This is a genomic window from Streptomyces sp. NPDC003393, assembly GCF_053589015.1.
The window spans coordinates 1-15,851 of sequence record NZ_JBSFRB010000032.1 but is presented as its reverse complement, the minus strand read 5'-3'; the positions used below and the strand labels follow the sequence as shown (position 1 = coordinate 15,851).

At 73.2% G+C, this 15,851-nt stretch carries 11 protein-coding genes; 3 read left to right on the top strand and 8 right to left on the bottom strand.

The annotated features are described in order from the left end of the window. Window positions 1-177: 177 nt before the first annotated feature. Together ACWDUZ_RS26565 and ACWDUZ_RS26560 are read right to left on the bottom strand one after the other, a co-directional pair. Entirely contained in the window at window positions 178-3,552 is a 3,375-nt protein-coding gene (locus tag ACWDUZ_RS26565) for an EAL domain-containing protein (RefSeq protein ID WP_451634326.1), read from the bottom strand. Window positions 3,553-3,996: 444 nt separating this feature from the next. Next, window positions 3,997-4,959 (bottom strand): 2-hydroxyacid dehydrogenase, encoded by a 963-nt coding sequence (locus ACWDUZ_RS26560; RefSeq protein ID WP_451634325.1) that lies wholly within the window; start codon window positions 4,957-4,959, stop codon window positions 3,997-3,999. Window positions 4,960-5,037: 78 nt separating this feature from the next. On the opposite strand from ACWDUZ_RS26560, the gene ACWDUZ_RS26555 reads away from it, so the two are divergent. Both ACWDUZ_RS26555 and ACWDUZ_RS26550 read left to right on the top strand, forming a co-directional pair. After that, window positions 5,038-6,036, top strand: coding sequence for an aldo/keto reductase (locus ACWDUZ_RS26555; RefSeq protein WP_451634324.1), 999 nt, complete (start codon window positions 5,038-5,040; stop codon window positions 6,034-6,036). Between the two features lie 177 nt (window positions 6,037-6,213). Then, window positions 6,214-7,356, top strand: a complete 1,143-nt coding sequence (locus ACWDUZ_RS26550) for a PQQ-dependent sugar dehydrogenase (protein ID WP_451634387.1) — start codon at window positions 6,214-6,216, stop codon at window positions 7,354-7,356. A gap of 8 nt (window positions 7,357-7,364) precedes the next feature. On the opposite strand, the gene ACWDUZ_RS26545 is transcribed toward ACWDUZ_RS26550, so the two are convergent. From ACWDUZ_RS26545 to ACWDUZ_RS26520, 6 genes are all read right to left on the bottom strand, one after another. Beyond that, window positions 7,365-7,559 carry a DUF6191 domain-containing protein gene (locus tag ACWDUZ_RS26545; protein WP_451634323.1) on the bottom strand — a complete coding sequence of 65 codons (195 nt, stop codon included), beginning with the start codon at window positions 7,557-7,559 and terminating at the stop codon, window positions 7,365-7,367. Between the two features lie 31 nt (window positions 7,560-7,590). Further along, complete coding sequence (locus tag ACWDUZ_RS26540) at window positions 7,591-10,641, bottom strand: helix-turn-helix transcriptional regulator (RefSeq protein ID WP_451634386.1); 3,051 nt, start codon at window positions 10,639-10,641, stop codon at window positions 7,591-7,593. Between the two features lie 113 nt (window positions 10,642-10,754). Beyond that, window positions 10,755-10,940: a hypothetical protein gene (locus ACWDUZ_RS26535; protein ID WP_451634322.1), complete on the bottom strand. Its 186-nt coding sequence runs from the start codon at window positions 10,938-10,940 to the stop codon at window positions 10,755-10,757. Window positions 10,941-11,145: 205 nt separating this feature from the next. Beyond that, on the bottom strand, window positions 11,146-11,727 hold the full coding sequence (locus tag ACWDUZ_RS26530; RefSeq protein ID WP_451634321.1) for a hypothetical protein: 582 nt from the start codon (window positions 11,725-11,727) through the stop codon (window positions 11,146-11,148). 161 nt (window positions 11,728-11,888) lie between these two features. Beyond that, the gene (locus ACWDUZ_RS26525) at window positions 11,889-14,117 is read right to left on the bottom strand and encodes an MMPL family transporter (RefSeq protein ID WP_451634320.1); all 2,229 of its coding nucleotides are present in this window, start codon (window positions 14,115-14,117) and stop codon (window positions 11,889-11,891) included. 235 nt (window positions 14,118-14,352) lie between these two features. After that, window positions 14,353-14,796: a hypothetical protein gene (locus ACWDUZ_RS26520; RefSeq protein WP_451634319.1), complete on the bottom strand. Its 444-nt coding sequence runs from the start codon at window positions 14,794-14,796 to the stop codon at window positions 14,353-14,355. Window positions 14,797-14,865: 69 nt separating this feature from the next. On the opposite strand from ACWDUZ_RS26520, the gene ACWDUZ_RS26515 reads away from it, so the two are divergent. Beyond that, window positions 14,866-15,630 (top strand): methyltransferase domain-containing protein, encoded by a 765-nt coding sequence (locus ACWDUZ_RS26515; RefSeq protein WP_451634318.1) that lies wholly within the window; start codon window positions 14,866-14,868, stop codon window positions 15,628-15,630. The last annotated feature ends 221 nt before the right edge of the window (window positions 15,631-15,851 follow it).

Genomic DNA, 15,851 nt, shown 5'->3' with positions numbered 1-15,851 from the left:
TGCCCGTGCAACAAAAAACCCCTCGTGCCGTGAGGCAAGCGAGGGGAGCGCGCCGGTGAGGGTCGCTGGGGATTCCGGGGTGTCTCTCCGGTGGGTCCCAGCTCAGCCGACGCGCCGTCCAAGTACGAGAATTCGGGTGCGCATGGCACTGACCCTCCCCCCGGCACGCACTCGGTGTCAAGTGGGTGGGACGGGAGTCTCATCATGTGGTCGCAGGGTCGTCCCGCCCCCGAGGACCGCGGTCATCCCGCCGGTGTACACGCCGGAGCCCCGCTCCACGGAGCGTTCACCGCGCCCGCCGCCGGCGAAGGCCGGCTCGGCGGGGCCGTGCGGCACGGGGAAGCGGCCGGCGGCAAGCACCCGGCGCAGCCGGTACTCGTCCAGCGGGCCGGAGAACGCCATGCCCTGCCCATGGGTGCACCCCATCGCGCGCAGGGCGGCGACCTGTTCGGGCAGGTCCACGCCCTCGGCCAGCGACTGGAGTCCGAGGTCCCCGGCGATGCGCAGCAGCCCCCCGGTGATCTTGTGCAGCCGGGCTGACTCGACGACGCCCTCGACCAGGCCGCGGTCGAGCTTGAGCACGTCCACGGGGAGCCTTCTGAGGGCCGTGATGGCCCCGTGGCCGCTGCCGAAGCCGTCCAGCGCGATCCGGACGCCGAGGCGTCTGAGGCCGGCCAGCCGCCGCTCCAGCTCGTCCAGGGAGACCCGTGGGTCGGTGTCCGACAGTTCGATCACCAGGTCTCCGGACGGCAGCCCGTGCCGGGTCAGCAGGGCCTCCACGGTGCCGGGCGGCAGCGAGCGGTCCACCAGACGGCGGGCGCCCACCCGGACCACCACGGACACGCTCAGACCGTCCCGAGCGCGCTCGGAGGCCTGCTCCACGACCTCCTCCAGCATCCAGCGGCCCAGTTCGGCCGCCTTGTCGCCGTCCTCGGCGACCCGCAGGAAATCGGCGGGAGTGAAGAGCACCCCCTGGGAGGAGCGCCAGCGCGCCTGCGCCGCGACCGATGTGATCCGGCCGGTCTCCAGGCAGACCACCGGCTGGTGCAGCAGCGTGAACTCGCCGTCGTGCAGGGCGGACCTGAGCCGGCCGACCAGTTCCGCCTTGCGCACGACGTCCTGCTGCATCTGCGGCTTGTACAGCTCGACGCGGCCCTTTCCGGCCGCCTTCGCCCGGTACATGGCCAGGTCGGCGTTGCGCAGCAGCTCCCCCGCGCCCAACCCCGGTTCGGCGAAGGCCACCCCGATGGAGGCGGCGACGCGGACATCGTTGCCGTCGATGAGGTACGGCTGCGAGAGGGTCACCCTGAGGCGGTCGGCGAGCTCCAGGATGTGCCCTTCGCGGGCGGTGCGGTCGCGGGTGCCGTCCCCGACGATGAGGGCCGCGAACTCGTCGCCGCCCAGGCGGGAGGCGGTGTCCCCGTGCCGGACCGCCTCCTGGAGTCTGCGGGCGGCCTGGGCGAGCAGCTCGTCCCCGGCCTGGTGCCCGATCGTGTCGTTGACGGCCTTGAAGCCGTCCAGGTCGATGAAGAGCACGGCGGTGCCGCGGTCGGTGGAGCGGCGGCCGGACAGTGCCTGCTGCACGCGCCGGGTGAACAGCGCGCGGTTGGGCAGGTCCGTGAGCGGGTCGTGCTCGGCGTTGTGCTGCAACTGCGCCTGGAGGCGGACTCGCTCGGTGACGTCCCGGCTGTTGAAGATCAGTCCGCCGTGGTGCCGGTTGACCGTCGATTCCACGTTGAGCCAGCCGCCGTCTCCGGAGCGGAACCGGCACTCGATGCGTGTGGTGGGTTCCTCCTCCGGGCGGGCGACGAGGAAGCGGCGCACCTCGTGCACCACGCAGCCCAGGTCCTCCGGATGGATGAGACCGGCCAGTTCGGTGCCCACCAGTTCCTCCGCGGGCCGCCCGTACACCCCGGCGGCGGCCGGGGAGACGTACCTCAGGATGCCGTTGGGCGCGGCGATCATGATGACGTCGCTGGAGCCCTGCACCAGGGAGCGGAAGTGATTCTCCTTCTGGGCCAGTTCCTGGGTGAGGGTGATGTTGTCGAGCAGCATGATGCCCTGGCGCACGACGAGGGCGAGCACGACGGCACCGGCGGTGATCAGCACCACGCGGTCGACGCTGTGGCCGTTGAGCACGTTGTAGAGGATCCCCAGCGTGCAGACGGCCGCGGCGAGGTAGGGGGTGAGCGCGGCGAGGGAGCCGGCGATCGGCCGGCCGGCCGGATACCGGACGCCGTCGCCGCCGGGCCCGGGTGCCCGGCGGTCGCGGCCGCGCGGGACCGGGCGCCGTCCGGGCGTCGGCCCGTCCACCGCGTGCGCGTGCCGGTCCGCCGGGACGGCCCGCGTGTCGGCCGCCGGGGCGTGCCCGTCGGCGGCGGGGGTGTGTCCGTCTTCGGCGGAAGCGGTACCGGCGGCGGTCCGCACGGCCTGTCCGTCGGCCACGCGCGCGTGACCCGTGTGCCCCTCGGTCCGCTGTCCGGTGGGCTCGTGCGCGCTCGGCCGGTGCCCGTCGGTGGCATGCCCGCGGCGGTCGTGCTCGCGAGACCCGTGCGTGTCGGGCTCGCGCTCGCGGGGCCCGCGTGCGCGGGGCTCGTCCGCGTGGGGCCCCGGCCCGTCGGCGGTGTGGCCCGACTCCGGGGACCTGCGCCTGGCGCGTTCCGTCTGCCGGTCCGTCTCCTGTTCTCCGGTGGGGGCCGCAGGGCCGCGGGGCGCGACCCAGGGGGCGTAGGCGAGGAGCAGCGAGCCGGCGAACCAGCCCGCGTCGAGCAGTTGCCCGGAGCTGTAGCTGCTGTGCAGCAGCGGCGAGGTGAACAGGGCGTCGCTCAGCACGGTCAGGGCGAGCCCGCCGATCGCGGTGTTCACGGCGGTGCGGTTGACCGGCGAGCGCCGGAAGTGCAGCGCGAGCACCATGCTGACCAGAGCGATGTCCAGCAGCGGGTACGCCAGCGAGAGCGCGGTGTGCGCGACGCTCGGCCCGTCGAACTTCGCGGCCTGGGCCAGCGCGAGGCTCCAGGACAGCGTGAGCAGGGAGCCTCCGATCAGCCAGGCGTCCAGCGCCAGGCACACCCAACCGGCTTTGGTCACCGGCCGTTTGGCGAGCACCAGCAGGCCGACGATCGCGGGGGGCGCGAAGCAGAGGAAGAACAGGTCGGCGTAGCTGGGACTGGGCATGGGCTCGCCGAGGACGACCTCGTACCACCCCCAGACCCCGTTGCCCAGGGCCGCCATCGCCGAGGAGAGGCCGAACAGCAGCCAGGCGGAGCGGAAGCGGACGCGATGACCGCGGCCGTAGACGACGCAGGACACGGCGGCGGTGCCGGCCGCGGCGGCCAGCCCGAAGTCCCCCATGATCAGCGCGAGCTCGTGCGAGCCCCAGTCACAGGCGGCGCCGACGGCGTATCCCGCGCACATCAGCGCCAGGACGAGCTGGGGCACCAGCCTCCGGGTGGTGCCGGCGGGGGCCTGCGGGCGGGCCCGCAGCGTGCTCGGCGCGGACCGGCGCCGCAGGGCGCCGCCCAGCGCCGGCAGGGCGGGCGGGGGCGGGCTCACCGGTCCCTCCCGGTCCGCGCCGCCGGGTCCCGCGGGTCCAGGTGCGGCGTATGGGTGTGCCTGCGGCGTCCGGTCGGCCTGCGGTGCTGGTGGTGACTGTGCGGGCAGTGCCGGCTGGAGCGACTGCCGTGATGGCTGTGGTGACTGTGGTGGCCGCCGTGGTGACCCCGTCTGCGCGCGGCCGCGTGCCAGGGCCTTTGGTGGCGGCCCCACCGCGTCGGATCGTTCGTCCATCGGCCGTGCATCGCCCGTCGCCCCCCTCGCGTCTGAAATGTCCGTCCCCGGCGCCGAACGGTCGCGGCGCAGCCCCTGTCCGGGACGATACACCAGTCCGGTCACTCAGGGACATAGCTGCTCTACGCTCCGTGACGAACGACCGGAAGGCGAGTACGCTCCGCACCCGGCAGGTCGCGGTCCGTACCCGAAGGGCTCACCCGCCCGGGGTCACCCGCCCGACGCACCCGTCGTCAGAACCACGTTCGCGAGCGGCTCCTGGTTCACGAAACGGTGCAACTGGCCCGTCAGCAGCCGCTTCGCACGCGGCAGGAACGCCGATGTCGGTCCGCCCACGTGCGGGCTGATCAGCACGCCGGGCGCGTGCCACAACGGGTGGCCGGGGGGCAGCGGCTCGGGATCGGTGACATCGAGGGCCGCGGTGAGACGGCCCGTCTCCACCTCCGCCAGCAGCGCCTTCGTGTCGACGACGGCCCCGCGCGCGACGTTCACGAGCAGGGCGCCGTTCTTCATGCGGGCGAGGAACTCGGCGTCCACCAGGCCGCGGGTGCCCTCTGTCAAGGGCGTGGAGAGGATGGCGACATCGGCTTCCGGAAGCAGAGAGGGCAGATCGGTGAGCGGATGCACCGGACCGCGCGCTGTGGTGCGCCCGGAGCGCGCCACGCGCGCCACCCGCGCGAGCTCGAAGGGCGCGAGCCGGTCCTCGATGGCGGCACCGATGGATCCGTAACCGACGATGAGGACGGTCCTGTCGGCGAGCGCCGGACGGAAACCTCCCCGCCACTCGCCCCGGTCCTGGGCCCGCACGAAGTCGGGGATGCCGCGCAGGGAGGCGAGGACGAGCGTGAGGGCGAGTTCGGCCGTGCTCGCCTCGTGCACACCGCGCGCGTTGCACAGCCGTACCCCCGCGGGCAGGTCCTTCAGGCCGGCCTCGACGTGGTCGGTGCCGGCGGACAGCGTCTGGACGACCCGCACCGCACGCATCCGGGACATCGGGCGGGTGCCGAGCCCGGCGGGCTTCATGTACGGGACCACGTAGAAGACGCAGTCGGCCGGGTCTCCGGGGAACTCCTGGCCGCCGTCCTCACCCCCGTCCCAGAACAGGTAGTTCGGCCCCTCGGGAAGCCCGTCGATCTCGCCGGGCGGGATGGGCAGCCACACGTCAGCAGTCATGTTCAGGAGGCTATGCCAGGTGCGTGAGGAGGCAGAGGTTAGGTTGGTGAGCCGCGACAGAGGGAGGGTTACGGCGAGGTGGAGCGCAGGACGATCGGCGCGGCGGCACTCGCGGTGGGGGCTGTAGGACTCGGATGCATGCCGATGAGCTGGGCGTACAGCACCTCGCGGCAGCGGGGGGAGGAGTCGCTCAGGGCCGTGCACCGGGCGCTGGACCTGGGCACGACGCTCCTGGACACGGCCGACATGTACGGCCCGTTCACCAACGAGTTGCTGGTGGGGCGGGTGTTGAAGGAGCGGCGGTCGGTCGCTTTCGTCTCGACGAAGGTGGGCCTGCTGGTCGGCGAGCAGCACATCGTGGCCAACGGCCGCCCCGGCTATGTGCGGCGGGCCTGCGACGCGTCGCTGCGGCGGTTGCAGACGGACGTGATCGACCTCTACCAGTTGCATCGCGCGGACCCGGAGGTCCCCGTCGAGGAGACCTGGGGCGCGATGGCGGAGCTGGTGCGGGCCGGGAAGGTGCGGGCGCTGGGCCTGTGCGCCGTGGGGGCGCGCGGCGGCCGCCGGTCCGGGGCTCACCTGTACGACGGAACGATCCGGCAGCTGGAGCGGGTGCAGCAGGTCTTCCCGGTCGGCGCGGTGCAGGCCGAACTGTCGGTGTGGTCGCCGGAGGCGCTTGGGTCCCTGCTCCCGTGGTGCGCGGCGCGCGGCATCGGCTTCCTGGCCGCGATGCCGCTCGGCAACGGCTTCCTGACCGGCACCCTCACGCCCGGCCAGGGCTTCGAACCGGACGACCTGCGGGCCCGCCACCCGCGTTTCACCGCCGACATGATGGCCGCCAACCAGCCGATCGTGGCCGGCCTGCGCCGCGTGGCCGCACGGCACGGCGAGGACGTCACTCCGGGCCAGGTCGCCCTGGCCTGGGTGCTGGCCCAGGGGCCGCACGTGGTCCCGGTCCCGGGCGCCAAGCACGAGCGCTGGGTCGTGGAGAACGCCGGCGCGGCGGACCTGCGTCTGACGCCGGAGGACCTGGCCGAGCTGGGCCGCCTGCCGGCGGCACAGGAGTCGTGGGACTGAAGGGGCGGGCCGGCGCGGGGTCCTCGGCGACCCCGCGCCGCGCGCGTCCTCGGGGGCCCCGAGCGGCACGCCCGGGAAGCGCCGAAATCCCGGAGTCGGGAACCTTGGAGGCGCGGGCGGTGTATGAGGAAGTAGGACCCGCCGCGTCGAAGGGACTTCATCGTGCAACGACGAGCTGTGACGGGCACGCTGGCCGCCGTGCTGGTGCTGGCGGCGGGGTGCGGCTCCCCGGAGACGCCGTCCGGGCAGGGCGCGGCGCCCAGCCGTGCGACGGCCGCCCCGTCCTCGCCCTCCGGGCAGGCGCCCGGGGAGACGGCGCCACCGGCCAAGGGCTCGGTGAGGGTGCTGCGCACGGTCGCGGAGGGCCTGGACAGCCCCTGGGGGCTGGCGCCGCTGCCCGGTGGCGGTCTCCTCGTGTCCTCCCGCGACGAGGCCACGATCACCCGGGTCGACGACAGGACGGGCAAGCAGACCGAGCTGGGCACCGTCTCCGGGGTGGCGCCGGAGGGCGAGGGCGGCCTCCTCGGCATCGCGCTCTCCCCCGGCTACGCCTCGGACCACATGATCTACGCCTACTTCACCTCGGCCTCGGACAACCGCATCGTCCGGATGCTGTACGACCCGAAGAAGCCGGCCGGCGAACAGCTCGGCGCACCCGACACCGTCTTCAAGGGCATCCCCAAGGGAATCATCCACAACGGCGGCCGGATCGCCTTCGGCCCCGACGGCATGCTGTACGCGGGCACGGGCGAGAGCGGCGAGCGGGGCCTGGCCCAGGACAGGAAGTCCCTGGGCGGCAAGATCCTGCGGCTGACCCCGGAGGGCCGGCCCGCGCCGGGCAACCCCTTCCCCGGCTCCCCCGTCTACACCTACGGCCACCGCAATGTGCAGGGCCTGGCCTGGGACGGCAAGCAGCGGCTGTTCGCCTCGGAGTTCGGCCAGGACACCTGGGACGAGCTGAACGCGATCAAACCCGGCGACAACTACGGCTGGCCGGACGCGGAGGGCAGGTCGAGCGACCCGAAGTACCACAACCCGATCGACCAGTGGCACACGGACCAGGCCTCCCCCAGCGGCATCGCCTACGCCGAGGGCTCCGTCTGGATGGCCGGCCTGAGGGGCCGGCGCCTGTGGCGGATCCCCCTGAAGGGCACGGAGGCCTCGGCACCGCCCCAGGCGTTCCTGACGGACGCCTACGGCCGGCTGCGCACGGTGGTCGCGGCCGGCGGCGACAAGCTCTGGCTGGTCACCAGCAACACGGACGGCCGCGGGGACCCCAGGAAGGGCGACGACCGGATCCTGGAGCTGGAGGTGACGTGACGGCGGGCTCACTCATCGCCGGGCTCGGCGTCGTCGCGGGACCTCCTGGGCGGCCGTACGACGACCTTCCCCGAGGCGAGATCGATGGGTCCGCGCCCCGGATCGTTGTCCCCGACGTCCTCCCGGGTCAGTTCCAGCCGCTTCCGCTCGTCCCGGGTGTGCTTGCGGCCGGGCGCGAAGAGTTCCTCGAAGATGTCGAACACGATGGCCCCTTCCTGGTGTCCACCGTACGGCTCACCCCGCCGTCGGGGCAGTGAGTGTGTCCTGCGGGAACAGCTCCATCCGGTGCGCCACCGCCGCCGCCTCGCCGCGGCCGGAGACGCCGAGCTTGCCGAGGATGTTCGAGACGTGGACGCTGGCCGTCTTGGGCGAGATGAACAGTTCCTCGGCTATCTGGCGGTTGGTGCGGCCCAGCGCGACCAGGCGCAGCACGTCGCGTTCGCGGCTGGTCAGCCCGAGGGACTCGGCGGGGTCGGCCGGGACAAGGCCCCGCTGCGGGGCGTGGGCCAGGGACAGGCGGGCGCGCTGGGCGAGCACGGCCACCGAGTCGGCCAGCGGACGGGCGCCCAGGTGCTCGGCGACGGCCTGGGCCAGGCGGAGCAGCTCCGCGGCGCGCTCCCGCCCGTCCTCGCCGGAGTGCAGCAGGGACTCGGCCAGGCGGAAGCGGGCCCGGGCGAGGTCGTAGGGGCGCTCCAGGGTTTCGAAGACGGCGACGATCTCGGCCCAGTCGTCGGCGCGGAACTGGCCCTCGGCCCGCAGCAGCTCGGCGCGCACCCAGCGTTCGTACGCCTGCCAGACGGGCACCTTGACGGTCAACGTCCGCATGGCCTGACGGATGCGGTCGAGGATTGCGGGACGGCCGGGATCGGCGGCGGGCAGTCCGGCCGCGCGGACCTCCACGGTGGCGGCGGTGAGCAGCAGGGGCCAGCCGTAGCGCTGGGTTCCGGGCGGGAAACCGGTCTCCAGGACGTCCTGGAGTTCGGCCCGGGCGTCCAGCAGGCGGCCCTCGCCCGCCGCGACGGCGATCGAGAGACGGGCCAGGGGAAGGGCGTGCTGCAGGGCGTGGTCGTACTTGCCGAAGCTCTCCCGGGCGAGGGCGAGCTGACGCGCCGCCTCGGGCAGGTCGCCGCGGGCGACGGCCAGTTCGGCCTGGTTCTTCGCATGGAAGGCACTGGGCTTGGCGCTTCGGCCGACGCGTGCCGACCGGGTGGCCGCCTCGGCCACCTCGTCCCAGCGGCCCAGGCTGAACAGGGATTCGGCCAGGTTGCCCCAGATCCAGGCCTCGTGGTCCAGCAGGCCATGACTCTGCGTGTAGGCGAGCCCCTGCTCCAGCAGCGGCACCGCGTCGCGGGACCGCCCGACGGCCTCCAGCTCGGAGGGCAGGTTCACGTAGGAGCGGCCGGCCACGGCGGAGATCCCGTCCTCCACCGTGCACCGGTTCACCTCGTACATCTCGGCGAGGCCCGTCTCGATGTCCCCCGCGTCGACCATGAGCCCGCCGAGGGTGAGCCGCGCGGTCATCTCTATCTCACGGGCCCCCACCATGCGTGCGTACTCCACGGCCCGTTCGGCCGCCGAGAAGGCCTCGGGGCCGGGCAGGTGGACCATGGACCAGTTGGCGACGTGGGCCAGCACCTCGGCATGCACCTCCGAGGGCGGCAGCCCGCGCACCAGCTCCTGGGCCGTGGCCAGTTCGCGCCGGCCGTCGCCGTGGGACTTCAGCTGGACCAGCCGGGAGCGCTGGACCCAGAACCAGGCGGCCCGGAGCGGGTCGTGCTCCTCGTCCAGCAGGCGCAGCGCCCGCTTGGTGATCTTCAGGGCGCGTTCCCGCTCGCCGCAGAGGCGGCCGGCTACGGCTGCTTCCGCCATCAGATCGAGGTAGCGCAGGGGTGTGGTCGCCGGGTCGCAGCCGCAGGGAGGGTAGACCTCGGTGTAGTCCACGGGCCGCAGCCGGGACCGCACCTCCTCCGGTGCGGAGTCCCACAGTTCCATCGCCCGTTCCAAGAGCCTGAGTTGTTCGCTGTAGGCGTGCCGGGCGCGGGCCGTGACGGAGGCGTCCAGGACGGCGGGCAGGGCTTTGGCCGGGTCGTGGGCGTGGTACCAGTAGCTGGCCAGCCGCATGACGCGCTGGTCGGCGGGGACGAGCGTCGGATCGGCCTCCAGGGCCTCGGCGTAGCGGCGGTTGAGGCGGGAGCGTTCGCCGGGCAGCAGGTCGTCGCTGACGGCCTCGCGGACCAGGGAGTGCCGGAAGCGGTAGCCGTCGCCGGTGCGTGCGGCGACGAGGATGTTGACGTTGACGGCGGCCCTCAGCGCCTCGATGAGGTCGTCCTCGGCGAGCCGGGCCACGGCCGCCAGCAGCCGGTACTCGACCGTGGAGCCGCCCTCGGCGACGATCCGGACGACCCGCTGGGCGGACTCGGGCAGTGCCTCGACGCGGACGAGGAGCAGGTCGCGCAGGGAGTCGCTGAGGGCGGCGCAGCCCTCCGCGGCGCAGCAGGCGAGTTCCTCGACGAAGAAGGCGTTGCCGTCGGAGCGCTGGAAGATCTCGTCCACCTGGGCGGCGGCCGGTTCGGCGGCGAGGATGCCGGCGATCTGACGGCCGACCTCCTGGCGGGTGAAGCGGGCGAGTTCGACGCGGTGGACCGCGCGGAGCCGGTCGAGTTCGGCGAGCAGGGGGCGCAGCGGGTGACGGCGGTGGATGTCGTCGGAGCGATAGCTGGCCAGGACGACCAGGCGGCCGGTGCGCAGGGTGCGGAAGAGGTAGGCCAGGAGGTGCCGGGTGGAGGCGTCGGCCCAGTGCAGGTCCTCCAGGGCCAGGACCACGGTGCGGTCGGCGGCGACCTGCTCCAGCAGGCGGGCGGTGAGTTCGAACAGGCGGGCCATGCCGTCCTCGTCGTGCCGGCCCGTGCCGCGCGTGACGGGCTGCTCGCCCAGTTCGGGCAGCAGCCGGGCGAGCTCTTCCTCCTGTCCGGCGGCCGCGGCGGCGAACGCGTCGGGCGCCTCCCGGCGCAGGGCGCGCAGCGCGGTGGAGAACGGCGCGAACGGCAGTCCGTCCGCGCCGATCTCCACACAGCCGCCGACCGCGACGACGGCGCCCCGGCGGGCGGCGGACGCGGCGAACTCCTCGATCAGCCGGGTCTTGCCGACACCGGCCTCACCGCCGAGCAGCAGCGCCTGCGGCTCTCCCCCGGCCGCGTGGGCGAGAGCGTCGTGCAGCGTGTCCAACTCGTTCGCGCGGCCCACGAACACGGGACTGACGGACCTGGTCTCCACGGACTCGAGCATCGCATGCGGGTCCGACAGCGCGGCACCGTTTTTCGGCTGGACGGTCCGGTCGGCCCCGGACGGACGGGGCCGGCGGGCCACCGTGGAGCCGACGCCCCTCTGCTCTCCCGTGTTCACGCGGCCGGGGTGAACCGGTGCCGCCGGGGGGCGCCACTATGCGACTCCGCTTCGGGGGCGTCGTGGGCGGCGGACCGCCGGGCGGCGCGGCGGGCGCGCAGCGCCTCGCGGACCAGGCGCGCCCGGTCGGCCTCGCGGCGCAGCTCGGCGGAACGCAGCTGGTGGAGTTCGTACCCGTACATGGTGGCTCCCTGAGAGATGGTGTCCGAACACCGCTTCGGTGCTCGCTGACCACCTTCGTCTCCCAGGGGGCCGGGCCGCATCGGGCTACTTCCGCATCTTCGGCGCCGCCCAGGACCTTAGATCTGCAAGAGGGGCCCCAAGGTCGCCCTAAGGTACCTACGGCGGCCGTAAGGCCCCTCTCCGGCTCGCGGTTCACGGCCCCGCTCAGGCGGACGGGAGGGCGAGCAGCGCGTCGGTGTACTTCAGGACGGCCAGCAGCAGCCCGAGGACGCCGAGTGTGACGCCCGCCCAGGCGACCGACTTGATCCAGGGCGCCTGCGGGCTGCCCGTGGTGCCGAACGCGGGCCGGGCGAGGACCACGACGCCGACGACGAGGGCGAGGAGCGCGAACAGCCCGCCCCACAGCGCGGTGGTGTGCCAGGCGTCGCCGTAGACCTCCTTGATCTGCCGTGCGACGCTCGCGGAGGTGGAGGTCCGCAGCTGGCCGATCAGCTGCTCACGCGCGCCCGCGACGGTGCCGAGCCAGCTGCCGCTCAGCGAGACCAGGCCCAGCGCGGCGGAGACGACGGCGCCGGCGCCCTGCACGACGCCCGAGGGCCCCGCGCCTTCCGTGCCACCGGCACCGGCCTCGGTGCCGGCCGCCTCCACGTCGTCCGTACCCGCCGTGTCGTCCGGGCCTTGTGCCCTTGCCTCGTCGTTCGACAATTCGGTCGCCTCGGCGGTCTCAGGTGCCTCGGCGGCCTCGGTGCTCTCGGTCGCGGCCTGGTCCGCAGTCTTGGTTGCCATGGGCCGCACCGCACGGATGCTGTCTGAGAGGTCCCTTAAGGAACGTCGACGATCTTTCTGCCCGGCACGCGCCCGTGCCGGAAGCGACTCGGGCACCGGCACGGTGGGCGAGGGGCCCCTGGGCGTGCCGGGGCTCCGGAGGCCGCGACGGCGCTCCGTCGTCACCCGGAGGTGTCGCGTACGTCCTGCTGCGTCTGCTTCGCCAGTTCGTCCATGACGTCGGTGAGCCGGTCATGGGCGGCACGGCACTCCGGCGGCTCGATGCTGATCCGGGGCAGTACGCGGTCCAGCCGGCGTGGCAGCCACCAGTTGGCACGGCCCAGCAGATGCATCAGGGCGGGCACCAGCAGGGTGCGCAGCACGAAGGCGTCGATGGCGACGGCGGCGGCGAGACCGATGCCGAACATGGCGATCACCCGGTCGCCGCCGAGCACGAAGGCGAGGAAGACCGAGATCATGATGACCGCGGCGGAGTTGATCACGCGGCTGGTCTCGGCGAGGCCGACGCGGACCGCACGGCGGTTGTCGCCGGTCTCCAGCCACTCCTCGTACATCCGGCTGACCAGGAAGACCTGGTAGTCCATGGAGAGTCCGAAGAGCACCGACACCATGATCACGGGCAGGAACGGCTCGATGGGCCCGGCCCGGCCGAGGCCGAGGAACTCGCTGCCCCACCCCCACTGGAAGATCACGACGACGACACCGAACGCGGCGGCAACGGCGGCCACGTTCATGACGGCGGCCTTCAGGGGTATGCCGACGGACCGGAAGGCGAGCAGGAGCAGGACGCAGCCGAGGCTGACGACGACGCCCACGAACAGCGGCAGTCTGCCGATGATCACGCCGGCGAAGTCGTCGTATCCGGCGGTCACGCCGCCGACCTGCACATCGAGGGAGGTACCGGTCTCGGCGCGGGGCAGCACCTCGGTGCGCAGCCGGTCGACGAGGTCGCTGGTGCGCTGGGACTGGGGCGCGGAGTCGGGCACCACGGTCAGATAGGCGGTGCCGCCGCCGGTGTCGTAGGTGACCGGGGTGACCGCGGCGACGCCCTCGGTGGAGCGCAGGGTGGCGTCGAGGTTGTCCAGGGCGAGTCTGTCGTCCGCTCCGTCGACCCGCGTCACGAGCGTGAGGGGCCCGTTGATGCCCGGGCCGAAGCCCTCGGCGACGAGGTCGTAGGCCTTGCGGGTGGTCGACGTCGCGGGGTCGTTGCCCTGGTCGGAGGTGCCCAGGTGGAGGGTGAGCGTGGGCAGGGCCAGCACGGTGACGACGACCAGCGCGAGGGCGCCGAGCAGCTTGGGGTGGCGTTCGACGAAGGCCGACCAGCGGGCGGCGAAGCCGGTGGGCACCTCGGGTTCGGGCCCGTGCTCGGCCAGTCTGCGCCGCTCGCGCCGGCTGAGTGCCCGCGGGCCGATCCAGGACAGCAGGGCCGGCAGCAGGGTCACCGAGGCGGCGACGGTGAGGACGACCGTCGAGGCGGCGGCGACCGCGACCCCGTCGAGGAAGCCCAGGCGCAGGACGAACATGCCCAGCAGCGCGATGCAGACGGTGGCACCCGCGAACACGACGGCGCGTCCGGTGGTGGCGACGGCGCTCGTGGCCGCCTGATCGACGTCGAGCCCGCGTTTGAGACCGCGTCGGTGCCGGGTGACGATGAACAGCGCGTAGTCGATGCCGACGCCGAGCCCGATCAGCACGCCCAGCATGGGCGCGAAGGCGGCCACGGTCATCGCGTGGCCGAGGAGTTCGATGGCGGCGTAGGCGGTGCCGACGCTGACCAGCGCGGTGGCGATGGGCAGCAGGGACGCGGCGAGCGAGCCGAAGGCGAGCAGGAGCACCACGGCGGCCACGGCCACGCCGGCGGCCTCGGCGAGGTGCCCGCCGGAGGGCTGGGTGCCGCCGATGGCGCTGCCGCCCAGCTCCACCTGGAGACCCTCGGTCTGGGCGGCCTTGGCGGCGCCGACGACGGCCTGCGCCTCGGTGGCGGGGATGTCCTGGGCCGGGTGGTCGAAGGTGACCGTGGCGTACGCCGTGTGCCCGTCGCGGCTGATCCGGTCCGCTCCCTGGCCCTTGTAGGGGCTGGTCACGGACGCCACCCCGGGCAGGGTCGCGATCCGGTCCAGGGTGCGGGTCATCGTCTGCTCGACGTCGGAGTCGCGCACGCTGCCGGGCGTGGTGTGCCACACCACGGTGTCGCTGTCGCCGCCCAGGCCCGGGAAGCCCTCGCGCAGCAGTTGGGTGGCGCGGCCCGACTCGGTGCCGGGGACCTCGTAGTCGTTGGAGTACGCCGGGCCGGTGACGGCGGAGGCGACGGTGACCCCGCCGAGGGCGAGGAGCCAGAGCAGGACGACGGCGAGGCGGTGCCGCAGACACCAGCACGCAAGGGCTGCCACGAACGGTGCTCCCAGATGTGCGAATTGTGGATCTTTGACCGGGAACAGTCGTTCATGAGTGAACAGCCCGCAAAGAACGCATGAGCAATATGCAGCCACTCTTACAGGCGAATGTGATCGTTTAGCGCCTTCGTGGGGTGATTCACATGAGTGGGAGCGAACTCACACGAGTACTGGACACGGTCTGTCGTCTCGGCCCCCGCGACCGTCACGGTCGGACCGTCGTCCCGTCGGCTCAGTCCGACTGATCGCCGAGTGCCATCACCATCACCCCGGCGATCAACAGCCACAGCGCCCGTCGGGTGTGACCGCGCCGGCCGAGGAGGGCCGCCCCGGCGCAGACGACGGCGCCGACGGCGTAGGCGGCCGGGACGAGGGCCGGGGCCGAGTCGCGGAGTCGCAGCAGGCACGCCGCGGCCCCGGCGAGCGTGAGCAGGGCTCCCGTGCCGGTCGCCGTCCAGCGGGCCCGGCGCGCGACCTCGACACCGTCCTGCGGGTCACCGTCGTGGCCCTCGGCGTCGTCGGCGCCGTCCTGCGGATCGTCACCGCGGCCCTCGGCGTCGTCGGCGCCCTCGGTCGTCCCTGCGGCGTCCTCGCGTCCGTCCGGCACGGTGGCGGCCGAGTCCTCGTCCGCCGCGGATATCTCGGGGTGCGTTTCGGAATCGGCGCGTCCACTCATGGCGGGCGAGCGTAGCGGCCCGGGAAATCGGGTGCGGGACCGGGGTCTCCGCTGCTACCCACGTTCCCCATGGTCGACATCACCCACGCGCGCTACCCGCGCAGCAACACCTACGACGCCCGCCGGCTCATCGAACACCAGATGGGGCCGCATCCGCTGTGGCTGCTGGAGTGGCTGGCACCGGCCCTGCGGCTCGACTCCCTGCCCGCGGGCGCCCGCGTGCTGGACCTGGGCTGCGGGCGCGCGCTGACCTCCGTCTTCCTGGCCCGCGAGTACGGCGTCCAGATCGTCGCGGCCGACCTGTGGATCAAGCCCGACGACAACGCCCGCCGGATCGACGAGGCCGGGGTCGCCGACCGGGTGGTGCCGGTCCACGCGGAGGCGCACGACCTGCCGTTCGGCGAGGAGTCGTTCGACGCGATCGTCTCCGTCGACGCCTACCACTACTTCGGCACCGACGACCTCTACCTGCCTTCCCTGACCCGGCTGCTGAAGCCCGGCGGGCGGATCGGGGTCGTGGTGCCGTCCGTGCGGGAGGAGATCGACGGCGTCGAGCCGCCGGAGCACCTCAAGGACCACTGGGACACGGGGTTCTGGTCGTTCCACTCCCCCGCCTGGTGGCACCGGAACTGGACGCGCACCGGCGCCGTGACGGTCGAGACCGCCGACTGGCTCGAGGAGGGCTGGCGCGACTGGCTGCGGTGGAGCGAGGTGTGCGCCGAGGAGAGCCCGAGCGAGTTCATGGCGGGGATGGCCCGGGACTCGGTGGAACTGCTGAACGCCGACCGGGGACGCCTGCTGGGCTTCGCCCGGGTCGTGGGACGTCGCGCCTAGCACGCCCCCGATGCCCGGACGGGCCGCCCCGAGGGCGTACGGCCCGCCTCGGGCATGCCTGGGCCTGTACCGCACGCTTCTGTCCGTACGGCGCGAGGGCGTGCGCGTACGGCCGTACGGCCCCGGAGGACGCGTCCTCCGGGGCCGCACCGCGGATCAGAAGGAAAACAGCCATAGACCGAGGCGAAGCCCCCCGTCAGACAGATAGGTAAATAGTACGG

Excerpts from the sequence above, each read along its gene's own strand:
- ACWDUZ_RS26540 (WP_451634386.1), bottom strand. The coding sequence starts at position 10,641 with ATGCTCGAGTCCGTGGAGACCAGGTCCGTCAGTCCCGTGTTCGTGGGC.
- ACWDUZ_RS26530 (WP_451634321.1), bottom strand. The coding sequence starts at position 11,727 with ATGGCAACCAAGACTGCGGACCAGGCCGCGACCGAGAGCACCGAGGCC.
- ACWDUZ_RS26515 (WP_451634318.1), top strand. The coding sequence starts at position 14,866 with ATGGTCGACATCACCCACGCGCGCTACCCGCGCAGCAACACCTACGAC.
- ACWDUZ_RS26560 (WP_451634325.1), bottom strand. The coding sequence starts at position 4,959 with ATGACTGCTGACGTGTGGCTGCCCATCCCGCCCGGCGAGATCGACGGG.
- ACWDUZ_RS26535 (WP_451634322.1), bottom strand. The coding sequence starts at position 10,940 with ATGTACGGGTACGAACTCCACCAGCTGCGTTCCGCCGAGCTGCGCCGC.
- ACWDUZ_RS26520 (WP_451634319.1), bottom strand. The coding sequence starts at position 14,796 with ATGAGTGGACGCGCCGATTCCGAAACGCACCCCGAGATATCCGCGGCG.